Annotated in this window: 11 protein-coding genes and 1 tRNA gene; 5 read left to right on the plus strand and 7 right to left on the minus strand. The window is 71.4% G+C overall.

Translation table 11 applies throughout. From position 1 onward, the window contains the following. Positions 1-81: 81 nt before the first annotated feature. From MED15_RS13815 to MED15_RS13830, 4 genes are all read right to left on the minus strand, one after another. Positions 82-3,318, minus strand: a complete 3,237-nt coding sequence (locus MED15_RS13815) for a class I SAM-dependent DNA methyltransferase (RefSeq protein ID WP_112735843.1) — start codon at positions 3,316-3,318, stop codon at positions 82-84. A gap of 382 nt (positions 3,319-3,700) precedes the next feature. Further along, a complete protein-coding gene (locus MED15_RS13820; protein ID WP_112735845.1) occupies positions 3,701-4,792 on the minus strand; it encodes a tyrosine-type recombinase/integrase in 1,092 nt (363 codons plus the stop codon). Next, the gene (locus tag MED15_RS13825) at positions 4,789-5,268 is read right to left on the minus strand and encodes a hypothetical protein (RefSeq protein WP_112735847.1); all 480 of its coding nucleotides are present in this window, start codon (positions 5,266-5,268) and stop codon (positions 4,789-4,791) included. The genes MED15_RS13820 and MED15_RS13825 overlap by 4 nt, the downstream gene beginning before the upstream one ends. 137 nt (positions 5,269-5,405) lie before the next feature. Beyond that, positions 5,406-5,492 (minus strand) — tRNA-Leu (locus tag MED15_RS13830). Between the two features lie 232 nt (positions 5,493-5,724). Between MED15_RS13830 and MED15_RS34210 the strand changes: the two genes are divergently transcribed. The 5 genes from MED15_RS34210 (at position 5,725) to MED15_RS13860 (ending at position 15,980) form a co-directional block, all read left to right on the plus strand. Continuing rightward, positions 5,725-8,634 carry a tetratricopeptide repeat protein gene (locus MED15_RS34210; RefSeq protein WP_244220456.1) on the plus strand — a complete coding sequence of 970 codons (2,910 nt, stop codon included), beginning with the start codon at positions 5,725-5,727 and terminating at the stop codon, positions 8,632-8,634. 171 nt (positions 8,635-8,805) lie between these two features. After that, positions 8,806-11,430 (plus strand): fibronectin type III domain-containing protein, encoded by a 2,625-nt coding sequence (locus tag MED15_RS13845; RefSeq protein WP_244220457.1) that lies wholly within the window; start codon positions 8,806-8,808, stop codon positions 11,428-11,430. A 28-nt stretch (positions 11,431-11,458) separates the two neighbouring features. Next, entirely contained in the window at positions 11,459-12,454 is a 996-nt protein-coding gene (locus MED15_RS13850; protein ID WP_112583044.1) for an AAA family ATPase, read from the plus strand. Positions 12,455-12,468: 14 nt separating this feature from the next. Continuing rightward, positions 12,469-13,641 (plus strand): DUF58 domain-containing protein, encoded by a 1,173-nt coding sequence (locus MED15_RS13855; protein ID WP_112735849.1) that lies wholly within the window; start codon positions 12,469-12,471, stop codon positions 13,639-13,641. Next, complete coding sequence (locus MED15_RS13860; RefSeq protein ID WP_112735851.1) at positions 13,617-15,980, plus strand: transglutaminase TgpA family protein; 2,364 nt, start codon at positions 13,617-13,619, stop codon at positions 15,978-15,980. Before MED15_RS13855 ends, MED15_RS13860 begins: the two co-directional genes overlap by 25 nt. 196 nt (positions 15,981-16,176) lie before the next feature. On the opposite strand, the gene MED15_RS33225 is transcribed toward MED15_RS13860, so the two are convergent. From MED15_RS33225 to MED15_RS13875, 3 genes are all read right to left on the minus strand, one after another. Next, on the minus strand, positions 16,177-17,151 hold the full coding sequence (locus tag MED15_RS33225; protein WP_146765905.1) for a DNA replication complex GINS family protein: 975 nt from the start codon (positions 17,149-17,151) through the stop codon (positions 16,177-16,179). A gap of 492 nt (positions 17,152-17,643) precedes the next feature. Further along, complete coding sequence (locus MED15_RS13870; protein ID WP_112735853.1) at positions 17,644-17,889, minus strand: flavin reductase; 246 nt, start codon at positions 17,887-17,889, stop codon at positions 17,644-17,646. After that, the gene (locus MED15_RS13875; RefSeq protein ID WP_112735855.1) at positions 17,889-18,182 is read right to left on the minus strand and encodes a hypothetical protein; all 294 of its coding nucleotides are present in this window, start codon (positions 18,180-18,182) and stop codon (positions 17,889-17,891) included. Before MED15_RS13875 ends, MED15_RS13870 begins: the two co-directional genes overlap by 1 nt. Positions 18,183-18,254 lie beyond the last annotated feature (72 nt).

Below are 18,254 nucleotides of genomic sequence, written 5' to 3' on the forward strand. Positions count from 1 at the left end.
GGCGTAAACATACTTCTGGTTACCGTCTATGAGAACCCCTCAAGGCAGTCGCGACGTCACTGCACCTGTTTTCACACGGGACTACGCGGGTGCCGTCAACGGGTGCCCAATCTCCAGTTCGTGCTCTTCCAGGCTTCGTAGGATCAGGGTCTCGTCCTGGCACTGGTTGAGCAGAAACAGCTCGCGGGTATGGCATTGGGGGCACAGGCTGACCGCCGCCAGCGGCCACAGGTCTACGGGGTTCCCACCGGCACCGTTGACATAGATCCGGTTCGGTCGCAGTGGGGAGAGGCTGGGCCGGTCGAAGGGTTCCCAGCTGGGGTGGCTGCCCCTAAGCGTCAGCCCGACGATCCGGTACGAGGAGTCGTCGAGGTACTCGCAGCGTTCCACCCAGTCCCAGGGGTTGGCGGCGAGCCAGTTAGCTGTCGTCAGCGCCGAGATCACGTGGGGTTCGAGAGTCTCCACGTCCTTCTCAATTTCATGATGAGCACGGACGCCGTGCGAGTGGTGGGTGCGGTTGCGGACCTGCTTGATCGCGGCGAGCACGTCCCGGACGCCACCCACGTCACGGAGCCGGCCGAGGTCGGCGAGCAGCGGCGTGACGGCACTGTCGGCGAACCGGCCGATGAACGTCGTCCAGGTGCCGAAGGTGGCGCCGGTTCGCAACTGGCCGCGCAGCGCGGCGGTGAACCCGCCCTGGTCGGCGATCAACTCCCCCAGCGCGAGGATGCCGAGCACACGGGCGATGCCTTCGCCGAGTTTGAGGAGGCCGTCCTGCTGTTCCGCGGGATGGGTGCTAATCCGATACCGTCGGGCGAGGGACGCAATGTGAAACGGATAGGTCCATTCGGCTCGCCCGACCGGATCCTCGACCGGACGCATCAGGTCGGCGACGAGCGCGGCCTCGGAGGCAGCCGACCGGATCTCGTCGCGGAGTCGATGGACGTCCGTCTGGCCTCCGCTGAATACGTTCGGCAGGGTGTTAGAGGCTGCCGCCTGGATCCTGCGCCGACTTTCCTGCACCGCCTCGAGGTGATCCTCGATCTCTCCGTCAAACAGGTCGACGGGGACCTGGATGTCCATCAACTTGCGGCCGGTCATCCGTAAGGCGGCGGGCGAGTCCTCCGGGCGCGAGTTCAGCCATTCGCACAGCAAACGGCCGCACCCTTTGGCCGGATGAAGCACGAACATCGGGGTGAGGGCCTCACCGAAGTTCGGCGGGAGCAGCCGCCAGTTGCCGGGCCAGCCGACCAAATCACTACCGCGACACACGGTCATCGGCAGGCGGGACTCCGACGCCTCAGGCAGGGCCGCAGCAGACTCGACGTCGTGCAGGTCTCTGGCGCTCAGATGCCGCCAGCCGTTGCCCTCGCCTACCACCCGCACCCTGGCTGTCTCCCGTCGCGCAAACCGCTTGAGGGAGGCGAAGTCCCCGTTGATGCGGGCGACGAAAAAGAGAGTCGGCGAGATCTCGTAGCCCAACCGGGTCTTGGCGGGATCGATCCACGCGTCGGGGTCCGTCGGCCAGGCCTCGTCGCGCAGGTAGTCGTGCGGATCGCGGTGGGCCGGGAGGTCGACCGTTGTGCTCAATGCCGGGTCCGCCTCGATGTCCCGACCGTTCTTCTGAATCTCCCCGACCGGGTCCGGTACCCGCAGGAGCCGGCTCACCGCGTTCTGGAAACCTGCCGTCGTCGGCCACGTCTCGCCGGCGTCTCGCACCGCTGCGCGCAGTACGCCAAGGGCCTTGTTCCTCGTGGCCCAAGAGGAACCCGTCAGCTGACGCAGCGGTTCGGCGAGGGTCTCTCGCCCGAACACTTTCCGGAACGGAGCCTCGGTGACCAGGCGACGGGCGCTCGCCTCGGTCAGGTCGAACCGGGCTCGGAGCGGGCGGTCGATGACGACCCTACTGACGGCGAACTCCTCGGTTCGCAGCAGCCGCACGCGGGCGTTCCAGGGATGCTGCGGATCGCGGGCAATGGCGGCTGCATGCTGGTACGCGTCGATGACGGCGGCGATCTGGTCCGGCGCTAGGTATCGGCGTTTCCTGCCACGCGACTGACGCATCTGCTGCCACTCGTCGCGGGCGTTCAACAGCACGACCCTTCCGCGGCGCTCTCCGTCTTTGCGATTAGTCAGGATCCAGTAGTACGGCTCGATTGCGGTGCTATAGAGCAGCTGCTCCGGTAGCGCAACGATGCCCTCGAGCAGGTCGTTCTCGAGGATCCACCGGCGGATCTCCGACTCGCCCGACCCTGGGCCGCCCACGTCCAGCGGTGATCCACTGAACAGAATGCCGACGCGGCTGCCGCCGTCCTCCGGCCGCTTCATCTTCGCGACCATGTGCTGCAGGAATAGCAACGATCCGTCGCCGATGCGAGGCAGCCCCGCGCCGAAGCGGCCGCTGAACCCGAGCATCTCGGCCTCGTGCTTGACGACGTCCTGGGCGTTCCGCCAGTTCAGGCCAAACGGCGGAGCCGAGATCAGGTAGTCGAACACCTCGTCGGGAAAACCGTCCTGGCTCAACGAGTTGCCGTGCACAAACCGGCCGCCGCCGTCGCCCCGCATCAGCATGTTCGACCGGCAGATCGCGTACGTCCGTGCGTTGATCTCCTGACCGAAGGTCTCGACGGCGGCGGACGGATTGCTTACCTCGATCTGCCGCCGCGTCTCCAGCAGGGCTCCCCCGATACCGCACGCTGGGTCGTGGACAGTCCGCCGGCCGGTGCCCTTATCCTGTGGCACCAGCAACTCCGCCATCACCCGCACGACGTCCCTGGGTGTGAAGTTCTCACCGGCAGCGTCGTAGTTCGCCGCGGCGAAAGCCTGCACGAGTTCCTCAAAGACGGCACCCATCCGGCGGTCGCTCACCGCCTGCGGCCCCAAGTCGACGTCAGCGAACCGGGACACCACCGGATACAGCAACCGAGCCTTGTCCAGGCGGCTGATCTGCCGGTCGAAGTCGTACGCACGCAGCACGTCGGCGATGAGGTCGGAGTACCCGGCGATGTGGTACCGGAGGTTCCTGGCAACCTCCATCGGATCCGACACGACCGATTGAAAACTCAGCTGGCTCGTGTTGTAAAAGGGCAAGCCTGTGGTCTCGCGCAGCACCGCTTCGAGGTCGGCGAAACCCTCCGCACGAAGTCGACCGAAGAGGTGAACCACCTCGTCCTTCGTCGGCTGTAGCAGCAGGTCGAGACGGCGCAGCAGGGTGAACGGCTCGACCACGCTGGCGTACTCGGACGGCCGGTAGTCGCCGCGCAGCAGGTCGCCGATCGACCAGACCAGCGCGCTTAGATCCTTAGCCTCGCTGCTCACGACTTCCCCCGCCCCCGTGACGTGCCGAAGCTGCCGATCATTCCACCTTGTCCTTTGCCAATGAAGTCTGCTGTCGGCGGCTTTGACGGTCGTTTAGGAAGACATGAGCAGGAACTTTCTTCGTCGGTGCTTGCTGACTGGCACCTCAGGACATCTGCCCGGGCGTTGCTACTCGATGGTGACGTCCGCCAGCTTCCGGGATCGCCAGCTCAGCCACCGCCACCGCCGCCGGATCTTGACTTCGCCACGCAGCTCAGCGATCACCGGCTACGCACGCCACGGCTTCTGGAACAGCCGACGGCGCTATGGCTCATCGCTGCAGGGGCCACATGCGGCCGCCCATAGCCCCGTTTCCCGCCAGCACCAACGTCAGCTACAGCCTTCAAGACCCGTCTAGCGGTGGGTTCCACCGCGGTATGCCGCCGCTCCCATCCTCCGCATCCTGGGCGGGGAACCGCTGCTCGCTCTCAGCTACAGCCAGCGGGTGTGGCTGACCGGTGAGGGCAGCCAGCGCGGCCGCGACGGCGTGCAGATCGGCTTTGATGTAGGTGGTGGTAGCGGGTCCGCTGCTGTCGGTGTGCCCGGCGTAGGCGCGGGCGACGGCGTAGCCGAAGTGCCGCTCGACCCAGGTGAGGGTGGTGTGGCGCAGCCAATGGATGGAGATGCCTTGGACGGCGACCCACGGCAACTGCCGGCCGATGCGAGCCCACAGCAGGTCGTAGCGCCGATAAGTGGCAGGTTGGCCGCTGCGGTAGCGCAGCAGCGCATCGGTCGGGAGGACGGCGCCGCGGGCTCGGGCGTGGTCGTTCAGTCGGCTGGCGAGCATCGGTGTGATGGGCTGCCAGCGTTGCGTGCCGCCCTTCTCGCGCAGCCGGATGAGCGCATGGTCGGTGTCCAGGTCGGTCAGGCATAGCGCGAGGGCGCCGCCGCGTCGACAGCCTGTTTCGGTGTGCAGGCGCAGCAGTAGGGCGTCGAGCACCATGTCTTTGCCGCCGCTGCGGGCCGCGGCGTTGATATCGGACAGTTCGTCGGGGGTGAGGGCGCGGCGGGTGTTGGGCAGTCGGCGGGGTTTGGGGACCTTGTCGGCGGGGCTGTCCACGATGGTCAGGTAGCCGTCGGCGATGGCCCGGTTGTAGAAGGCGCGGGCGGCGGCGATGAGATGCTCACCGGCGTGCCGACCATGGCGCGAGTTTCGGCGAGGGCGGGCGCTGGCGGCGGCCTGTCGCATGAGGGCTTCGATGTCGCTGGCCCGTACTGCGTCGATGCGCCGATCGCCGTAGGCGGCGGCCATTCGTCGCCAAGAGCTGCCGTAGGTGCGTCGGGTGGCCGGGCTCGCGGCCGCGACAACAGTAGGAAGGTACTCGGCGACTGTCGGCACGGCGGGCCGGTTACTGTCGGTGAGATCGGCGGCAGTAACGCCCAGGTGCTTGAGCAGGGCCCGGGCGGTGGCGACACGATCGGGATCCGTGGTCACGAGGGCTCCCCGAGGATGCGGGCGTGCAGGTCGGCCAGGACCGCCGCGATGGTGTTTGAGGGGTGCGCGACAATGCGGTTCTGGCGGGGCAGGGCAGCCAGAAGCACGGGTTCGCCGGGAGCGATGCCGCACAGGTGTCGGGCGGCGGCCGGTAGTGGCAGTTCCTCGCGGGTCCCCACGGCGTGCGCGCCTTCGGCGGCCGGGGTGATCAGGATTGCGCCGGTCACGACGTCGACATGCAGGGTGAGGCCCGGTGTCCAGCCCAACGCCCGCAGCAGCCCACGAGCGGTGACGCGGCCGGCGGCGTCGGGGCGCGCCACGTCGAACAGCAGGCGGCCATCGCCACTGGGGGCGGCGGACGTGGGCAATGTCGGCAGCGGTGCCGGATCCGGTACCGCGACGGGCAGCGGGGTTGGCACGAGGGCCTCGACGAGCTGCTCGTCGGGCTGGCGGGGACGCGGGCGGCCGGGACTCACCTAGGACCCCGCCAGGGCGGACACAGCGGTGTCAGCGCAGGGAGAAACCACTCCCGGCGTTTCGGTACACGTATGCCACGTACCGGTTCTCGTCCCCACGCGAGGGGAGTTGATCTCGCGTGGATCTCCACGAGAAGTGGTGTCCGAGGGGGGACTTGAACCCCCACACCCTATACGGGTACTAGCACCTCAAGCTAGCGCGTCTGCCATTCCGCCACCCGGACCTACACGTTCAGCCTACCTCGCCGACCAGATGATCTTCCATCCGGCAGTCAGCACAGCGGGCCGCACGGGGAGTTACTGTACACGCCGCTCGTGGATCATGCACATCGCCTTCCGGCGCCTCTCCCCCGGCGATCCCGCCGCTGCTCAAGCCTCCTCAAAACGGCCGCACCGACACACCGCCGAGGCGTGTCCGGGTAGCGTCCGGCGGCCCTCTGACGGCAGCATTGCCACGTGTCCCATCCCTCCCCCCTGGCGGCCGCCCAGCACCGAGCCCTCGCCCTGCGCGCCGCGGGCGACCTCAGCGCCGCCCGGCAACTGCTCGCGGAGGCCGTCGAATCCGCTCCCCCGCCGTACGGTGACGACCATCCCGAGGTGCTGCACACCACGCACCTGCTGGCACGGCTGCACCGGGAGGGGGACGACCCCCTCGCCGCCCGCCGGGTGCTGGAGGAGGCGTTCGCGGCGGGCGAGCGCCGCTGGGAGCACTCCGACCCGCTGATGCTCGCCCTCGCCTTCGAGCTCGCTGAGGTGGCGGAGGAGCTCGGCAACCGGCACGAGGCCCGCCGCAACTACACCCGCGTCGCCACCGCCGGTCCCGCCGCGCTCGGGGAGAACCACCCGGCGGTACGCGCAGCCCGCGACTACCTCGGCCCACCCCCGCCGACACCGGGCGAGCAGTACCCCGCGCCGACGTCCGGTCCGGCCCCGGCCGCCCCGGTGACCGAGCCCGGTGCCCGGTCGGCGCTCTCCGGCCCGACCCTGTCGCTGGCGACCCTCGCCGCCATGCGGCCCTCCGCCGGTGGCCCGCCGTCCGCCGTCTCACAGTGGGCGCCGCAACCGCCGGCCACACCCCAACAAACCCCTCCACCGGTACGCGCACCAGCCACACCCACGTCGCCCGGCCACGCCACCCCGGCATCCGTTCCAGCCCCTCGGGCGACGCCCGTTCAGCCGGCAGCCCCCTCTATCGCGCCAGCGCAGCCCGGCCCGCCGACGGCCCCACCCAGACCCGTGACGCCGCCCCGCCCGCGCGCCGACGCGCCACCGCCGGCGAATGCGATGTCGCTCGGCTCGGGCGTCAGCGGGCAACCCCCCACGGACGCGCAACCACCGCTTCGGCGCACCGATGAGCAACCACCCGAGCGTGCGATGCCACCCGGTGAACACCCCGATGAGCAACCGCCCGGACCGTCCCGGCCACCGGTCGGCCCGATGCCCCGGCCGAAGGCTGAAGGCCCGCCGACGACGCCGGCCGGGCAGCGGTCACCAGACCGACCGCCGTCCGGGCCGGCCGTGGCACCACGTCAGCGGGTCGGCGACCAGGCGACCCCGCCGGTGGTCCCCCAGCCGGCGGCCCCGACCGCCCCGGCGTCGACCGTCCCGCCGGCGACCCCGGCGGTGCCGGCACCTCGCTGGGACAACCCCACGATCCGGGTACGCCAGATCGAGCCGCTGCTCGCCGAGGAGGCCGCCCGAGCCGCCGCCCGGCCAACCGCGCCGACCGCGCCGACCGCGCCGACCGCGCCGACCGCGCCGACCGAATCGCACAACGTGTCCGGCGCCGAGGCGACATCACCGGGCAGGCCCTCCCCGAGCGTTGACCACCCGGGACCGGCGTACCCGGTGAGCGGCCCACCGGCCCAACCCACCAGCGCACCGCCGGTGACCCCGCATCCGATCTCCGCACCACCCAGCCAGCCCTACCCGGTATCCGGCCCACCGGCCCAGCCATACCCGGTCTCCGCACCACCCGGCTACGGCCCACCCGTCTCCGGACCGCCCGGCTGGGGCCCACCTGTTTCCGCGCCGCCCGGCTACGGCCATCCCGTGCCACCCGGCTACGGCCACCCCGTATCCGCACCACCCAGCCACGGCCACCCCGTGTCCGGACCACCCGGGCACACCTACCCGGTGTCCGCGCCGCCCGGTTTCGGGCCGCCTGTCTCGGGGCCGCCCTACGGACCACCCATCTCCGCCCCTCCGGTGAGCGCACCACCCGTGCCGCCCTGGGGGTTGACCGCACCGCCCTGGAGCAGCAGCGCCCCACCGCAGCCCCTGCCAAATCCAGGTGCCGACTCCCCCGCCCCCACCACGACACCTCCGCAGACCACGGCGGCTGCGCAGGCCGTCGCCGCCGGGCAGACCACGCCCGCCGGGCAGAGCATGACCGACGCGGGCGGCACCGGTGCGGACGGCGACTCCGGGCTGGGCATCCTCGACGCCCCGGTGGTGCCGACTCAGCGGGCCCGTAGCGCGCTGTCCGACCAGACCGTGGTGTTGCCGTCCGTTCCGGCGCACGGCGGCCCGGCCGGGGTTGAGGCCGGTCCGGGCTGGCCCACCGCCGCCCAGCCCGCCCCGGCGAACCGTGCCCCCGCGCAGGCGAGCCCCGGTGCCGCCCAGGCGCACTTCACCGCCGCCGAGACAAACCCGAGCCTCGCTCAGGCAAGCCCCATCGCCGCGCAGCCGAGCCCCGTTGCGCAACCGGCCTGGTCACCGGGCACCGACCCGGCGCTGGCGCCGCCGGCCGCGCCGCCACCGGTCCAGCAGTACCACCACCAGCCGCCCCAGGCGCCATACCCGACCCAGGGCCAGCACCAGGCGCCGTACCCGGGTCAGCAGTACCACCCGGCACCGGACGCGTACCGGCCGGCGTACGCCGATGAGGGTGGGTCGACGGGCCGCAACCGGGGGGCGCTGATCGGCGCGGTCGTGGCGGCCGGGGTGGCCGTCGTGGCGGTGGTGGGCCTGGGTGCGGTGCTGCTGACCCGCGACGATCCGCCGCCGGCCGGGACCCCGCCGACGGCGGCGGCACCGACGGCGGCCGGGCTTCCGCCGGGCGACCTGAAGCTGCGGGACGATTCGACAACGATCACGTTGACCTGGACGGACCCGACCGGCGGCGCGGTGCCGTTCATGGTCGCCGCCGGGCGGGCCGGACAGGCCCTGGGCGTGATCGCCACCGTGGACCCGGGCCGGACCAGCTACACGGTCAACGGGTTGAACTCCCGAGTGGATCACTGCTTCACCGTGTTGGCGGTCTACTCCACTGACAGCTTTGCGACTTCCGGGCAGGTTTGCACCGCGCGGGAACGCGAAGCCACGTCGAGCAGGGAGCCCTCCGGCCAACCGTCGCCGCGCTGAGTCGAGCGGAAACCGGGCTGAGCTGGACGTCCACAACGCACACTCTCGGTATCCACAGGGGTGACGGTGCGGGTTCCCCCGCCACCACCAGCGCCATATGATGGCACCCGGCTCAGGGGAGGGGTCGCCGGAAGGCGCGCCACCTGCCACGACTCAGGGAGGCAGCCGGCTGTGGCCAGCATCGACGACGCCGTACAGACCGAGGCCCCCCGCTCCCGGTCCCGGCTGCGCGGCGGGCTGGTGACCGTCGGCACGGTGGCCGCGCTGTTGGCCGCCATGGGGCTGACCGTCCTCGGGTTGGGCGCGGCGGACAACGCGGTGGCCAACTACGACGCGAGTTCCTGGCTGTGGAGCGCGGCGCGCAGCGAGCTGGCCCGGGTCAACGGGGTCACCGCCCGGGTGGACACCCGCACCGAGATCCCCGGTGCCCGGCAGCATCCGATGCAGATCACCCAGACCGACCGGCTGCTGATCCTGCGGGACCTGCAGACCGGGCAGGTCAGCTCCCTGGATCTGGCCACCCTCCAGCTCAGCGCGACCACCCGGACCACCCCCGGCCTGGGCGTGAGTGTCGCCCTGCACGAGGACGCGGCGTTCGTCGTCGACGCCGTGCAGGGCATCGTCCGGCAGCTCGACCCGCGATCGCTCACCCCGGTCGGCGAGCCGGTGCGCTATCCGCCGGGCATCACCGGCGGCACCTTCGACGGTAAGGGTCGACTCTGGATCGCGGTGCCCAGCCAGGGCACCGTCTCGGCGATCACCGCCGCCAAGCTGCCGTCCGCGCCGGCGTCGGCCGCGCCCGCGGGTGCCGGGCTCAGCCCGCAGCGGGTCGAGTCGTACGACGTCGCCGACGCCAGCCACGAGCTGGTCGTCTCCACCCTGGACGACGGGGTGGCGGTGCTCGACCGGACGGCCGGGAAGCTGGTGCGGGTGCAGCGCGGCGAGGTGCACCCGACGGTGCTGACGCTGTCCGGCCCGGCGGCGCTGCCCGCGCGCACCAGCGGCCCACGGGTGCCGGTCACGGTGACCGCCGACCGGCGGGTGCTACTGGTGGGTGACGGTGGGCAGGAGAGCGGGTTCACCGTGCCGGGTGAGGGGGACCGGCTCAGCCCGGCGGTGGCCTGGGCGAACCGGTTCTACTGCGCCGACGAGGCCACCGGCACCATCTACTCCTTCGACGCGGCGGGTCAGCTGGTCGAGACCATCCGCGGGCGGGCCAACGGGCCGCTGGAGCTGGAGGTCCGGGAGAACCACCTGTTCATCAACTCCCCCGACTCGGCGACCGCGCGGGTGGTGGACGACAAGCACCAGGTGCGCGAGGTCAACAAGTACGCCAACGACGTGCTCGGCGGTGACCCGCCGCCGGTTCCCCCGCCGCCGCCTCCGCCGAAGAAGCCGCGGGTGGGCAAGCCGAGCGCGCCGCGCAGCGTCACCGCCGCCGCCGGCAACGCCCAGGCGCGGGTGAGTTGGCGCCCGGCCGCCGCCAACGGCGCCGAGATCATCAAGTACGTGGTGCAGGGCGCCGGGCAGCGCCTGGAGGTGGGCGCCAACCAGCGTGCGGTGGAGGTCAAGGGTCTGACCAACGGCGAGACGTACCGGTTCGCGGTGCACGCCGTCAACGCCAAGGGCGACGGCCCACCGCGCAACAGCAACCCGGTGACCCCGACCGCCGCGGTGCCCGACCCACCGGCGAGCGTCACCGCGCAGGAACGGCCGGACGGCACGGTCCTCGTCAAGTGGCCGGCGGCGAACGGGCAGGGCAACACCATCGCGAGGTACGCGGTGACGGCAAGTTCGGCGGGGACGAACGCGCCGGCCGGTGAGTCGACCAGGACGGAGCTGGTGGTGCCCGCCGGTGAGTTGGAGTTCGGCACCCAGTACGCGTTCACGGTGGTGGCGGTCAACAGCAAGGGCGCGGGGTCGGCAGCCTCCCCGGTCAGCAACACTGTGGTGCCCTTCGCGGCGCCCGGTCGGCCGCTCAACCTGCGCGCCGGCACCGTCGCCAACCAGCCGGGCGCGGTGACGGTGCAGTGGGCGCCGGCCGAAGCCAACGGTCGGCCGGTGACGAAGTATCTGGTGGACGTCGGCGGGCGGGTCAGCGAGGTGACCGACACCCGCACGACCGTCACCGGGCTGGGCAACGGCCAGAACGTCACGGTGAAGGTGAAGGCGGTCAACGAGGCGGGGCCCGGCCCGGAGGCCACCGCCACCGCCCGCACGGTGGCCGAGCCACGGGTCACGGTGACCGGCTCGTCGTCGACGGCCACCGGGGCGACTGTCACGTTCACAGTGGACGCCGGTGGCGGTCAGGCCACCTGCACACTCACCACGACGGGCGAGCCGGCGAAGGCCGGAGCGTGCTCCAGCATCACGATGACGGGCCTGACGCCGGGCACCAACTACACGTTCACGGTGACGGCGAGCAACGCCGCCGGCAAGGGCACCGCGAAGAAGGCGCAGGCAACCCAGCCGATGTTCGGGATCGCGACCTGCAACAACGGGCCCGACGGTGACCAGCGGACCTACTGCAACAAGGAAGTCGACGGCCGCAACGGCAACGAGGTCTTCAAGGTCACCCGGCAGGACAACGACCAGCAGGCCGGCTGGGCCAAGCCCGGCACCCGGCTCAAGGCGTACTGCAAGAAGTCGGGCGAGAACGTCGACTCGTGGATCTACAACAACCAGAAGCAGAGCAACTGGTGGGTGCAGGTCGAGTTCAAGGGAAAGAACTACATCCCGTGGGCCTGGCTCAACCTGGAGGGCGGCGACAACATCAACGTCCTGCCCACCTGCTGAGGACACCAGGCGAGGAGCACCACCGACCGTGAACACCCACGAGCCGCTCACCCAGCCGGAGGTGCAGGGCTTCGCCGCCCTGGCCGCCCGGCTGGCCGAGAACGTCAACGCGGTGGTGCTCGGCAAGCCGCAGGTGGTGCGGCTGGCACTGACCGCGCTCTTCGCCCAGGGTCACGTGCTGCTGGAGGACGTGCCCGGGGTCGGTAAGACGACCCTGGCGCGGGCCATCGCCGCCACGGTGAAGGGCGAGTGGCGGCGCATCCAGTTCACGCCCGACCTGCTCCCCTCGGACGTGTCCGGTGTGACGATCTTCAACCAGGCGACCCGGGACTTCGAGTTCCATCCGGGGCCGGTCTTCGCCAACATCGTCATCGCCGACGAGATCAACCGGGCGTCGCCGAAGACCCAGTCGGCGCTGCTGGAGGTGATGGAGGAACGCACGGTCACAGTGGACGGGGTCCGGCACCCGGTGCCGTCGCCGTTCCTGGTGGTCGCCACCCAGAACCCGGTGGAGATGGACGGCACCTACCGGCTGCCCGAGGCGCAGTTGGACCGCTTCCTGGTGAAGCTCTCCGTCGGATACCCGGACGAGGCCGTCGAGGTCGAGGTGCTGCGCGGGGCGACAGTGCGGTCCCCCGAGGCGCTCGCCCCGGTCACCGACACCGCCACCGTCGGCGAGATGGTCCGGATGGCCCGCCGGGTGCACATCGCCGAGCCGCTCTACGCGTACGCGGTCCGGTTGGCCGCGGCCACCCGCACCCACCCGCAGGTACGCGTCGGGGTCAGCCCCCGGGGCGTGATCGCGTTGACCCGCGCGGCGTGCGCGTACGCGCTGATCGACGGGCGGGGCTGGATCATGCCGGAGGATCTCAAGGCGCTCGTCGAGGCGGTGTTCGCGCATCGGCTGCTGCTCACCCCGGACGCCCAGGTGCGCGGGATGACCCCCGCGGAGGTGCTGCGCCAGGCCGTCGCCTCGGTGCCGGTGCCGCTGCCGTCGGGGCAACCCGCTCCGGTGCAGGGCTGACCGGCAGCAGCGCGATGGGGATCACCGCCCGTGGGGTCGGGCTGCTCGTCGCCGCCGTGGTGCTGCTGGGGGTGGGTTTCCGGTTCGCGTACCCCGAGTTGACGTTGCTCGGCGCGGCGGCCGGCGCGGCCGTCGGCTACGCCGCGCTGGTCGCGGCCTGGCGGCCCCGGCTGACGGTCACCCGCCGCGCGGACCCGGACCGTGTGGCGCGCGGCGAGCCGGCGAGCATGACGGTGACAGTGCGCAACACCGGGCGGCTGCGCTCGGCGAACCTGCTGGCCGAGGACCGGTGCGGGGAGCGGGCCGTGCCGGTGCCGGTGCTGCGCCTGCGCCCCGGCCGGGACACCGAGGTCCGCTACGACGTGCCGACTGACCGTCGTGGGGTGGTGCCGGTCGGTCCGCTGCGGGTGACCCGACGCGACCCGTTGGGGTTGGTGGCGCTGGCCCGCCCGTACGGTGCGGCGGTGCCGGTCTGGGTGCACCCCCGGATCCATCCGCTGACGGCGGTGCCCCGAGGCGCGGGGCGCAGCCTCGACGGCCGGGTGGACGGGGTTCCGCACGGGTCGATCACGTTCGACTCGTTGCGGGAGTACGTGGTCGGTGACGAGCTGCGGCGGGTGCACTGGCGCACCAGCGCCCGGGTGGGTGAGCTGATGGTGCGGGAGAACGTGGACACCAGCCTGCCGCGCCTGGTCGTCCTGCTGGACAACCGTGCCGCCGCGCACCCGCAGCGGGTCGGCGGGGTGGCGGAGTCGTTCGAGTCGGCCTGTGAGGCGGCGGCGTCGGTCGTCACCGCCGCGCACCGCGCCGACCTGCCGGTGCTGTTGCTGTTGGCCGCCGCGGAGCTTGCGGAGGCCACAGGCCCCGACGGCGAGGCCGACGGCGCGCTCGGGCCGCTGGACCGGCTCGCCGCCGCCGACCTGTCCGACGACGGTGACGCGGTGCGGGTGGCCACCACCCGGCTGCGGCAGGACCGGCTCGGCGACACGCTGATCTTCCTGACCGGGCCGGGTGGTCGCGACGAGCTGGGGCACGTCGGGGCGCTGCGCGGGGCGTACCCGTCGGTGGTGGTCGCTGTGTTCGGCGCGGCCGAGCCGACGCCGCCGGGCGCCGCCGGCCTGGTGGTCGTCGACGCGGCCGACGGTGCACAGTTCGCCGCCGAGTGGGACGGGGTACGCCGGTGGTGACGGGCGCCGTGCGGGTGCTGCGGGCGGCGGTCCTGCCGCTGGCGCTGATCGGGCTGACGGCGCTCGCTGGGGTGGTGCTCGGCCGGGTGTACGCCGGTGGCCTGCTGACCTGGCTGGTCGTCGGCGCGGCGGCGGGTTCGGTGCTGGTCAGCGTGGCCGCCCGGCGGCTGCCGTCGTGGCTGGTGGCGCCGGTGTCGGTGGCCGCGATGGCCGGCTGGACACTGTGGTCGCTGCGGCTGGCCGCCACCCGCGCCGAGTTGCCGGGCGGCCTGCTGGAGGTCACGGCGGACGCCGCCCGCAACGGCATCCCCCGGCTGCTCACCGCGATGATCCCGGTGGAGCCCACCCCGGACACGGTGCTGGTGCCGGTCGTCGCGGCCTGGCTGGCCGGGCTGACCGGCGCGGAGGTGGCGCTGCGCACCGGCCGGGTGCTGCTGGGTTACCTGCCGGCGGCGGGGCTGTACGCTGCCGCCCTCTACGTGGTCGGCCCGAACGCCGAACCGGCGCTGGGTTCGACGCTGGTATTCGTGGCGGTCGCGGCCCTCGGTCTGGCCGCCCCCACCCGGACCGCGTCCGGCGGCGGCGATCCGACCGCCGAGCTGACCCCCCGGGTACGCGCGGCGGTGCGACTGCGGCTGGCCACCAGCGCGGCGTTCGGGGTGGCAGTGGTGGTCGGGCTGGTGGCGTTGCTCGGCCCGGTCGTCGCGCAACAGGTCGACGGCCGGCCGGTGGACCCGCGCCGGTACGTGGAGCCACCGCAGGTGCAGACGCTCGACGAGAACCCGTTGATCCGGATCTCCGGCTGGGCGCTGCACCCGGAGCAGAAACTCCTCGACGTGAGCACGCAACGCCCCGACGCACCGCCCGCCGACGCACCGCCCGAGGCTGACCCGGCGGCGGACACCGCTCGCAGTGTGCGAATCCGGTTGGCGGTGCTCAGCGACTACGACGGGGTGACCTGGCGGGTCGGCGCGACGTACCGCAACGCCGGGCGGATCCTGCCGGCCGCGACCGCGGCCCGGGACAGCACTGTGCAGACGGTCCGGCAGCAGATCAGCGTCGCCGAGCTGAGCGGCCGGCTGCTGCCCGCCGTGGCGACGCCCCGGGAGGTCAGTGGGGCGCGGGTGGCGTACGACCCGGCGAGCGGGACGCTGATCCGGCCGGAGGGGCTGACGCCGGGGCTGCGGTACACGGTGACCTCCGCCGAGGAACGCCCCGACTCGAACCTGTTGGCCAGCGCGAACGTGCCCGCCGGCGACGAGGTGGCCCGGGTGCTGCGGGTCGCGGACGGGGTGCCCGACCCGATGCGCCGGCTGGCCACCCAACTCGCCGAGGAGAACGGCGCGCCGTTCGCACGGGCGTCGGCGATCGAGCAGTTCCTGGCCGAGCACTACCGGGTGGTGGCGGACGCCCCGAGCGGGCACGCGTACCCGAATCTGGGCTTCTTCCTGTTCGGGCCCCGCAACGGCGGCGGGCAGGAGGGCACCTCGGAGCAGTTCGCGGCGGCCTTCGCGGTTCTCGGCCGGCTCTCCGGGCTGCCCACGCGGGTGGTGGTGGGCTTCCGGACCAGCGGGCAGGGGCCGGTGCTGGCCGGTGACGCGTACGCCTGGCCGGAGGTGCTCTTCGACGGGCTGGGTTGGGTGGCGTTCAACCCACTGCCCCGCCCGAACGACGAGCCGAGACCGGTGGAGGAGGATTTCCGCCCGACGCCGGAGGACCCGCCGCCGTCGGAGGCGCCGGCACCGACCGCGGAGCCGAGCGCCTCACCGGAGCCGGCGGCCGTCGCCGACGCCCCGCCCGGCCCGGACGGGGTCTCCACGCCGGTGCTGGTCGCCGGCGGCAGTAGCGGCCTGCTGCTGGTGGTGGGGGCACTCCTGCTCACCCTGCTGGCGATGCGCCGCTCCCTCACCCGCAGCCGGCTGGTGCGGGGCGACCCCGGCCAGCGCATCGCCGGCGCCTGGCGGGAGGTCACCGACGCGCTCCGGCTGGCCGGCAGACCGGTCGGGGACGACCTGGCCGCCACCGAGATCGCCGGGCACGCCCGCCGGGCCCTCGCCGACGCCCGAGCGGGCACGACCGGCGACGACACGACCGCCGACGCGTCCATCGGCGGCGCAGCGGCGGTGGGCGAGTCCAGCCCGGCCGTCGACGAGTTGGCGGCCCTGCTCAATCAGGTGGGCTTCGCCCCCGGCGCCGCGACGCCGGACCAGGCGGCTCGCGCCGCCGAGGTGGCCACCGCCTACGTGGCCACCCTGCGCTCGGCCCGCCCCTGGTGGCGCCGCCTGCTCTGGTCCGTGCACCCCACTCCCCTGCGCCGCGCACGCCGCGCCCCGCGCTGATCAAGAGCTTTGCGTCGACTGCGGGTCCACCTCTGACGCAAACCTCTTGATCACCGACGGGAGGGTCAGCGGTGGCAGGTGCCGGGTCGAAACACGCTGGCGGTGTGTAGGCGCAACGACGACCATCAAGCGTGGACGATTTAAGCTCTAACGGGCACGGTCACTGATCGTCCTATTGACGCTTAACCGAGGCGGACTACGCCTCCTCTGACGTCGCCTGCAAAGTGATCCGCTCGTTCTGCGCCCTCACCTCGTCCATGGAATCGACCGCCGTAGCAAGTGCTCCGAAGGCGCGCTCTGGCGAAGCTTGAATCTCGGGGAAGCGCTCAAGGGCACGGATCTCCATCTGCGACAGGTTGCGCACGAGGATTACCGACTCCCCCGCAGCCTGGTACTTCACTACAAATATCGAACCCACCCGCATGCAAGCACGAGGGATGTCCTGAAGCGACTCAAGCAATTTTTGAACCGCGTCGGCCTCGACGCTGTCGTACTCCGCTTGCCGACTGTCGACCACGGTCAACTCAAGCGCCCGCTCTAGCTTCACTAGGCGGTCTTTTACCTCGCGGGAAGAGAAGACTCGTTGCACCGCCGCGCGGGAGCGCCGGAAGATTGATCCACGGCGGACACTGATGTCTTCTTCAGCACCGTACCCGGCAAGCATGCGCAGCGCGTCGACCCGGTCAAGCGTTCGCGCAATCATCTCTTCATCGTCCGTATCGAGGTAGACGACGACCGAGATCTCATCCAGAGCTGAGCGCTCTTCTCGACCTGTCAGCTCTGGCCCGATGCTAGCGACATAGAACGTGGTCCGCGTCTTAGCCGTTGACGCGCGGACCTTAGGAGACCGCAATGCCTTTTCGGCCGTGACAACATAAGGACGCACGGCATACCGAATTTGATCAATCAGCGGGACCTGCGCAGAAAAAGGCTTCGGCTTGGTTCGGCTTCTGTCATCGCCGGACGAGTCGCGAACTCGTTCCGGAGCAGGGCCACCGCCGCGCTTGAACGGTGAACGCATGAGCTTTCGCTTGATGTAGTTCCCCATCTGCGGGCTTCGCTGGCCGATGATCCGTTGGCCCCTCGCCTTGCGCTTACCGCTGCCCTTGCGAGGACCCGCACCTGAGGTGGTGCCCTCCTCCGCCGAGTGGGCGTTATCCGGGTTAGTCACGCTGCGAGCTTACATCGTCGGTCATCATTCACCTGCGACGGGGCCCAGCAGCGGATGATCCTTTAGGAGCTTATCGGCTGAGCATCCACGATTTGTTGACTTTGACCTGCCGGCCCGCACAGAGCCAGGGACGCTATGCCGCTTCGGTGAGGGAGTCGGGTCTAAGGGTCCCGCCCCCGTTACCTTTTTGATCGTCCCCAGCCGGGGACCCTCGGTCGCCCGGCCCGGTATGACTTCCTGCCCCTGTCGTTCGGATGATCCGGGGGGTTGTCGCCGGGTCGGGTGGCGTCGGCGGACCGCTGATAGGGACACGGCCACCCGTGTTCAGGGTAGGTCTCTTCGTAGCGTGGCCGTCGGCAGTCCGACGCCCTGACGGCGGCCGAGGCCACGATGCTGCCTGTAAGCGGGTCTGGTGCACGCGGCCCCGAAAGGCCGGACCCGCCCTGCCACTCCTCGCGGGCGATTCGGCACGTCCGGGCGAAGTGGTGGGAGCTAGCGAGCCTGGGCCCAGCCGACGAAGCGCGGGGTCAGGTCCGGCAGCGTGGCGTCTGGGTTGAGCCGCTTCAGGTCGGCCGCCGCCTCCTCCTGAACCTTTGCCATGTGCACGAGCAGGCCCGGCCGATCCTCGCGGAACTTCCCGAGGAGGCGCAGCTTCGCGGCCGAGCAGGGCCAGAGAATGCCGCAGTTAGGGCAGCGCCACGACGGGCGTAACGGCTTGTGCTCCGGCTCGTCGCGCATCAGCCGACCCGAATCGGCTCGCGGGCGACCGGGCAACGGGCGGTCTTCCGAGCGGGAGGTGGCGGAGGGTCTTGCCAAACCAGGCCGCCGGACATGACGAACAACGAACGCCGCGCGACAGCGTCCCCGCTCGCGCCCAGCTCGTACCCGTCGAGCCAGAGCCAACCGTCGTACGTCGGCCAGTCGAGTACCCGAATCACGCGCACGAAGATCGGGCGCATGAACTGCACACTGGCGGCGCGGGTCAGGTGCAGGACGTCGCCCGTCGCCACCTTCCGCGCGGCCGCGCTCATGCGTGCACCCAGCGGCTATCAGGGACGTGGTTACGGCATGTAAACGGCCTAGTCGGGGACGGCCCGACCTGG

The organism is Micromonospora noduli (assembly GCF_003264475.1).
GTDB lineage: Bacteria > Actinomycetota > Actinomycetes > Mycobacteriales > Micromonosporaceae > Micromonospora > Micromonospora noduli.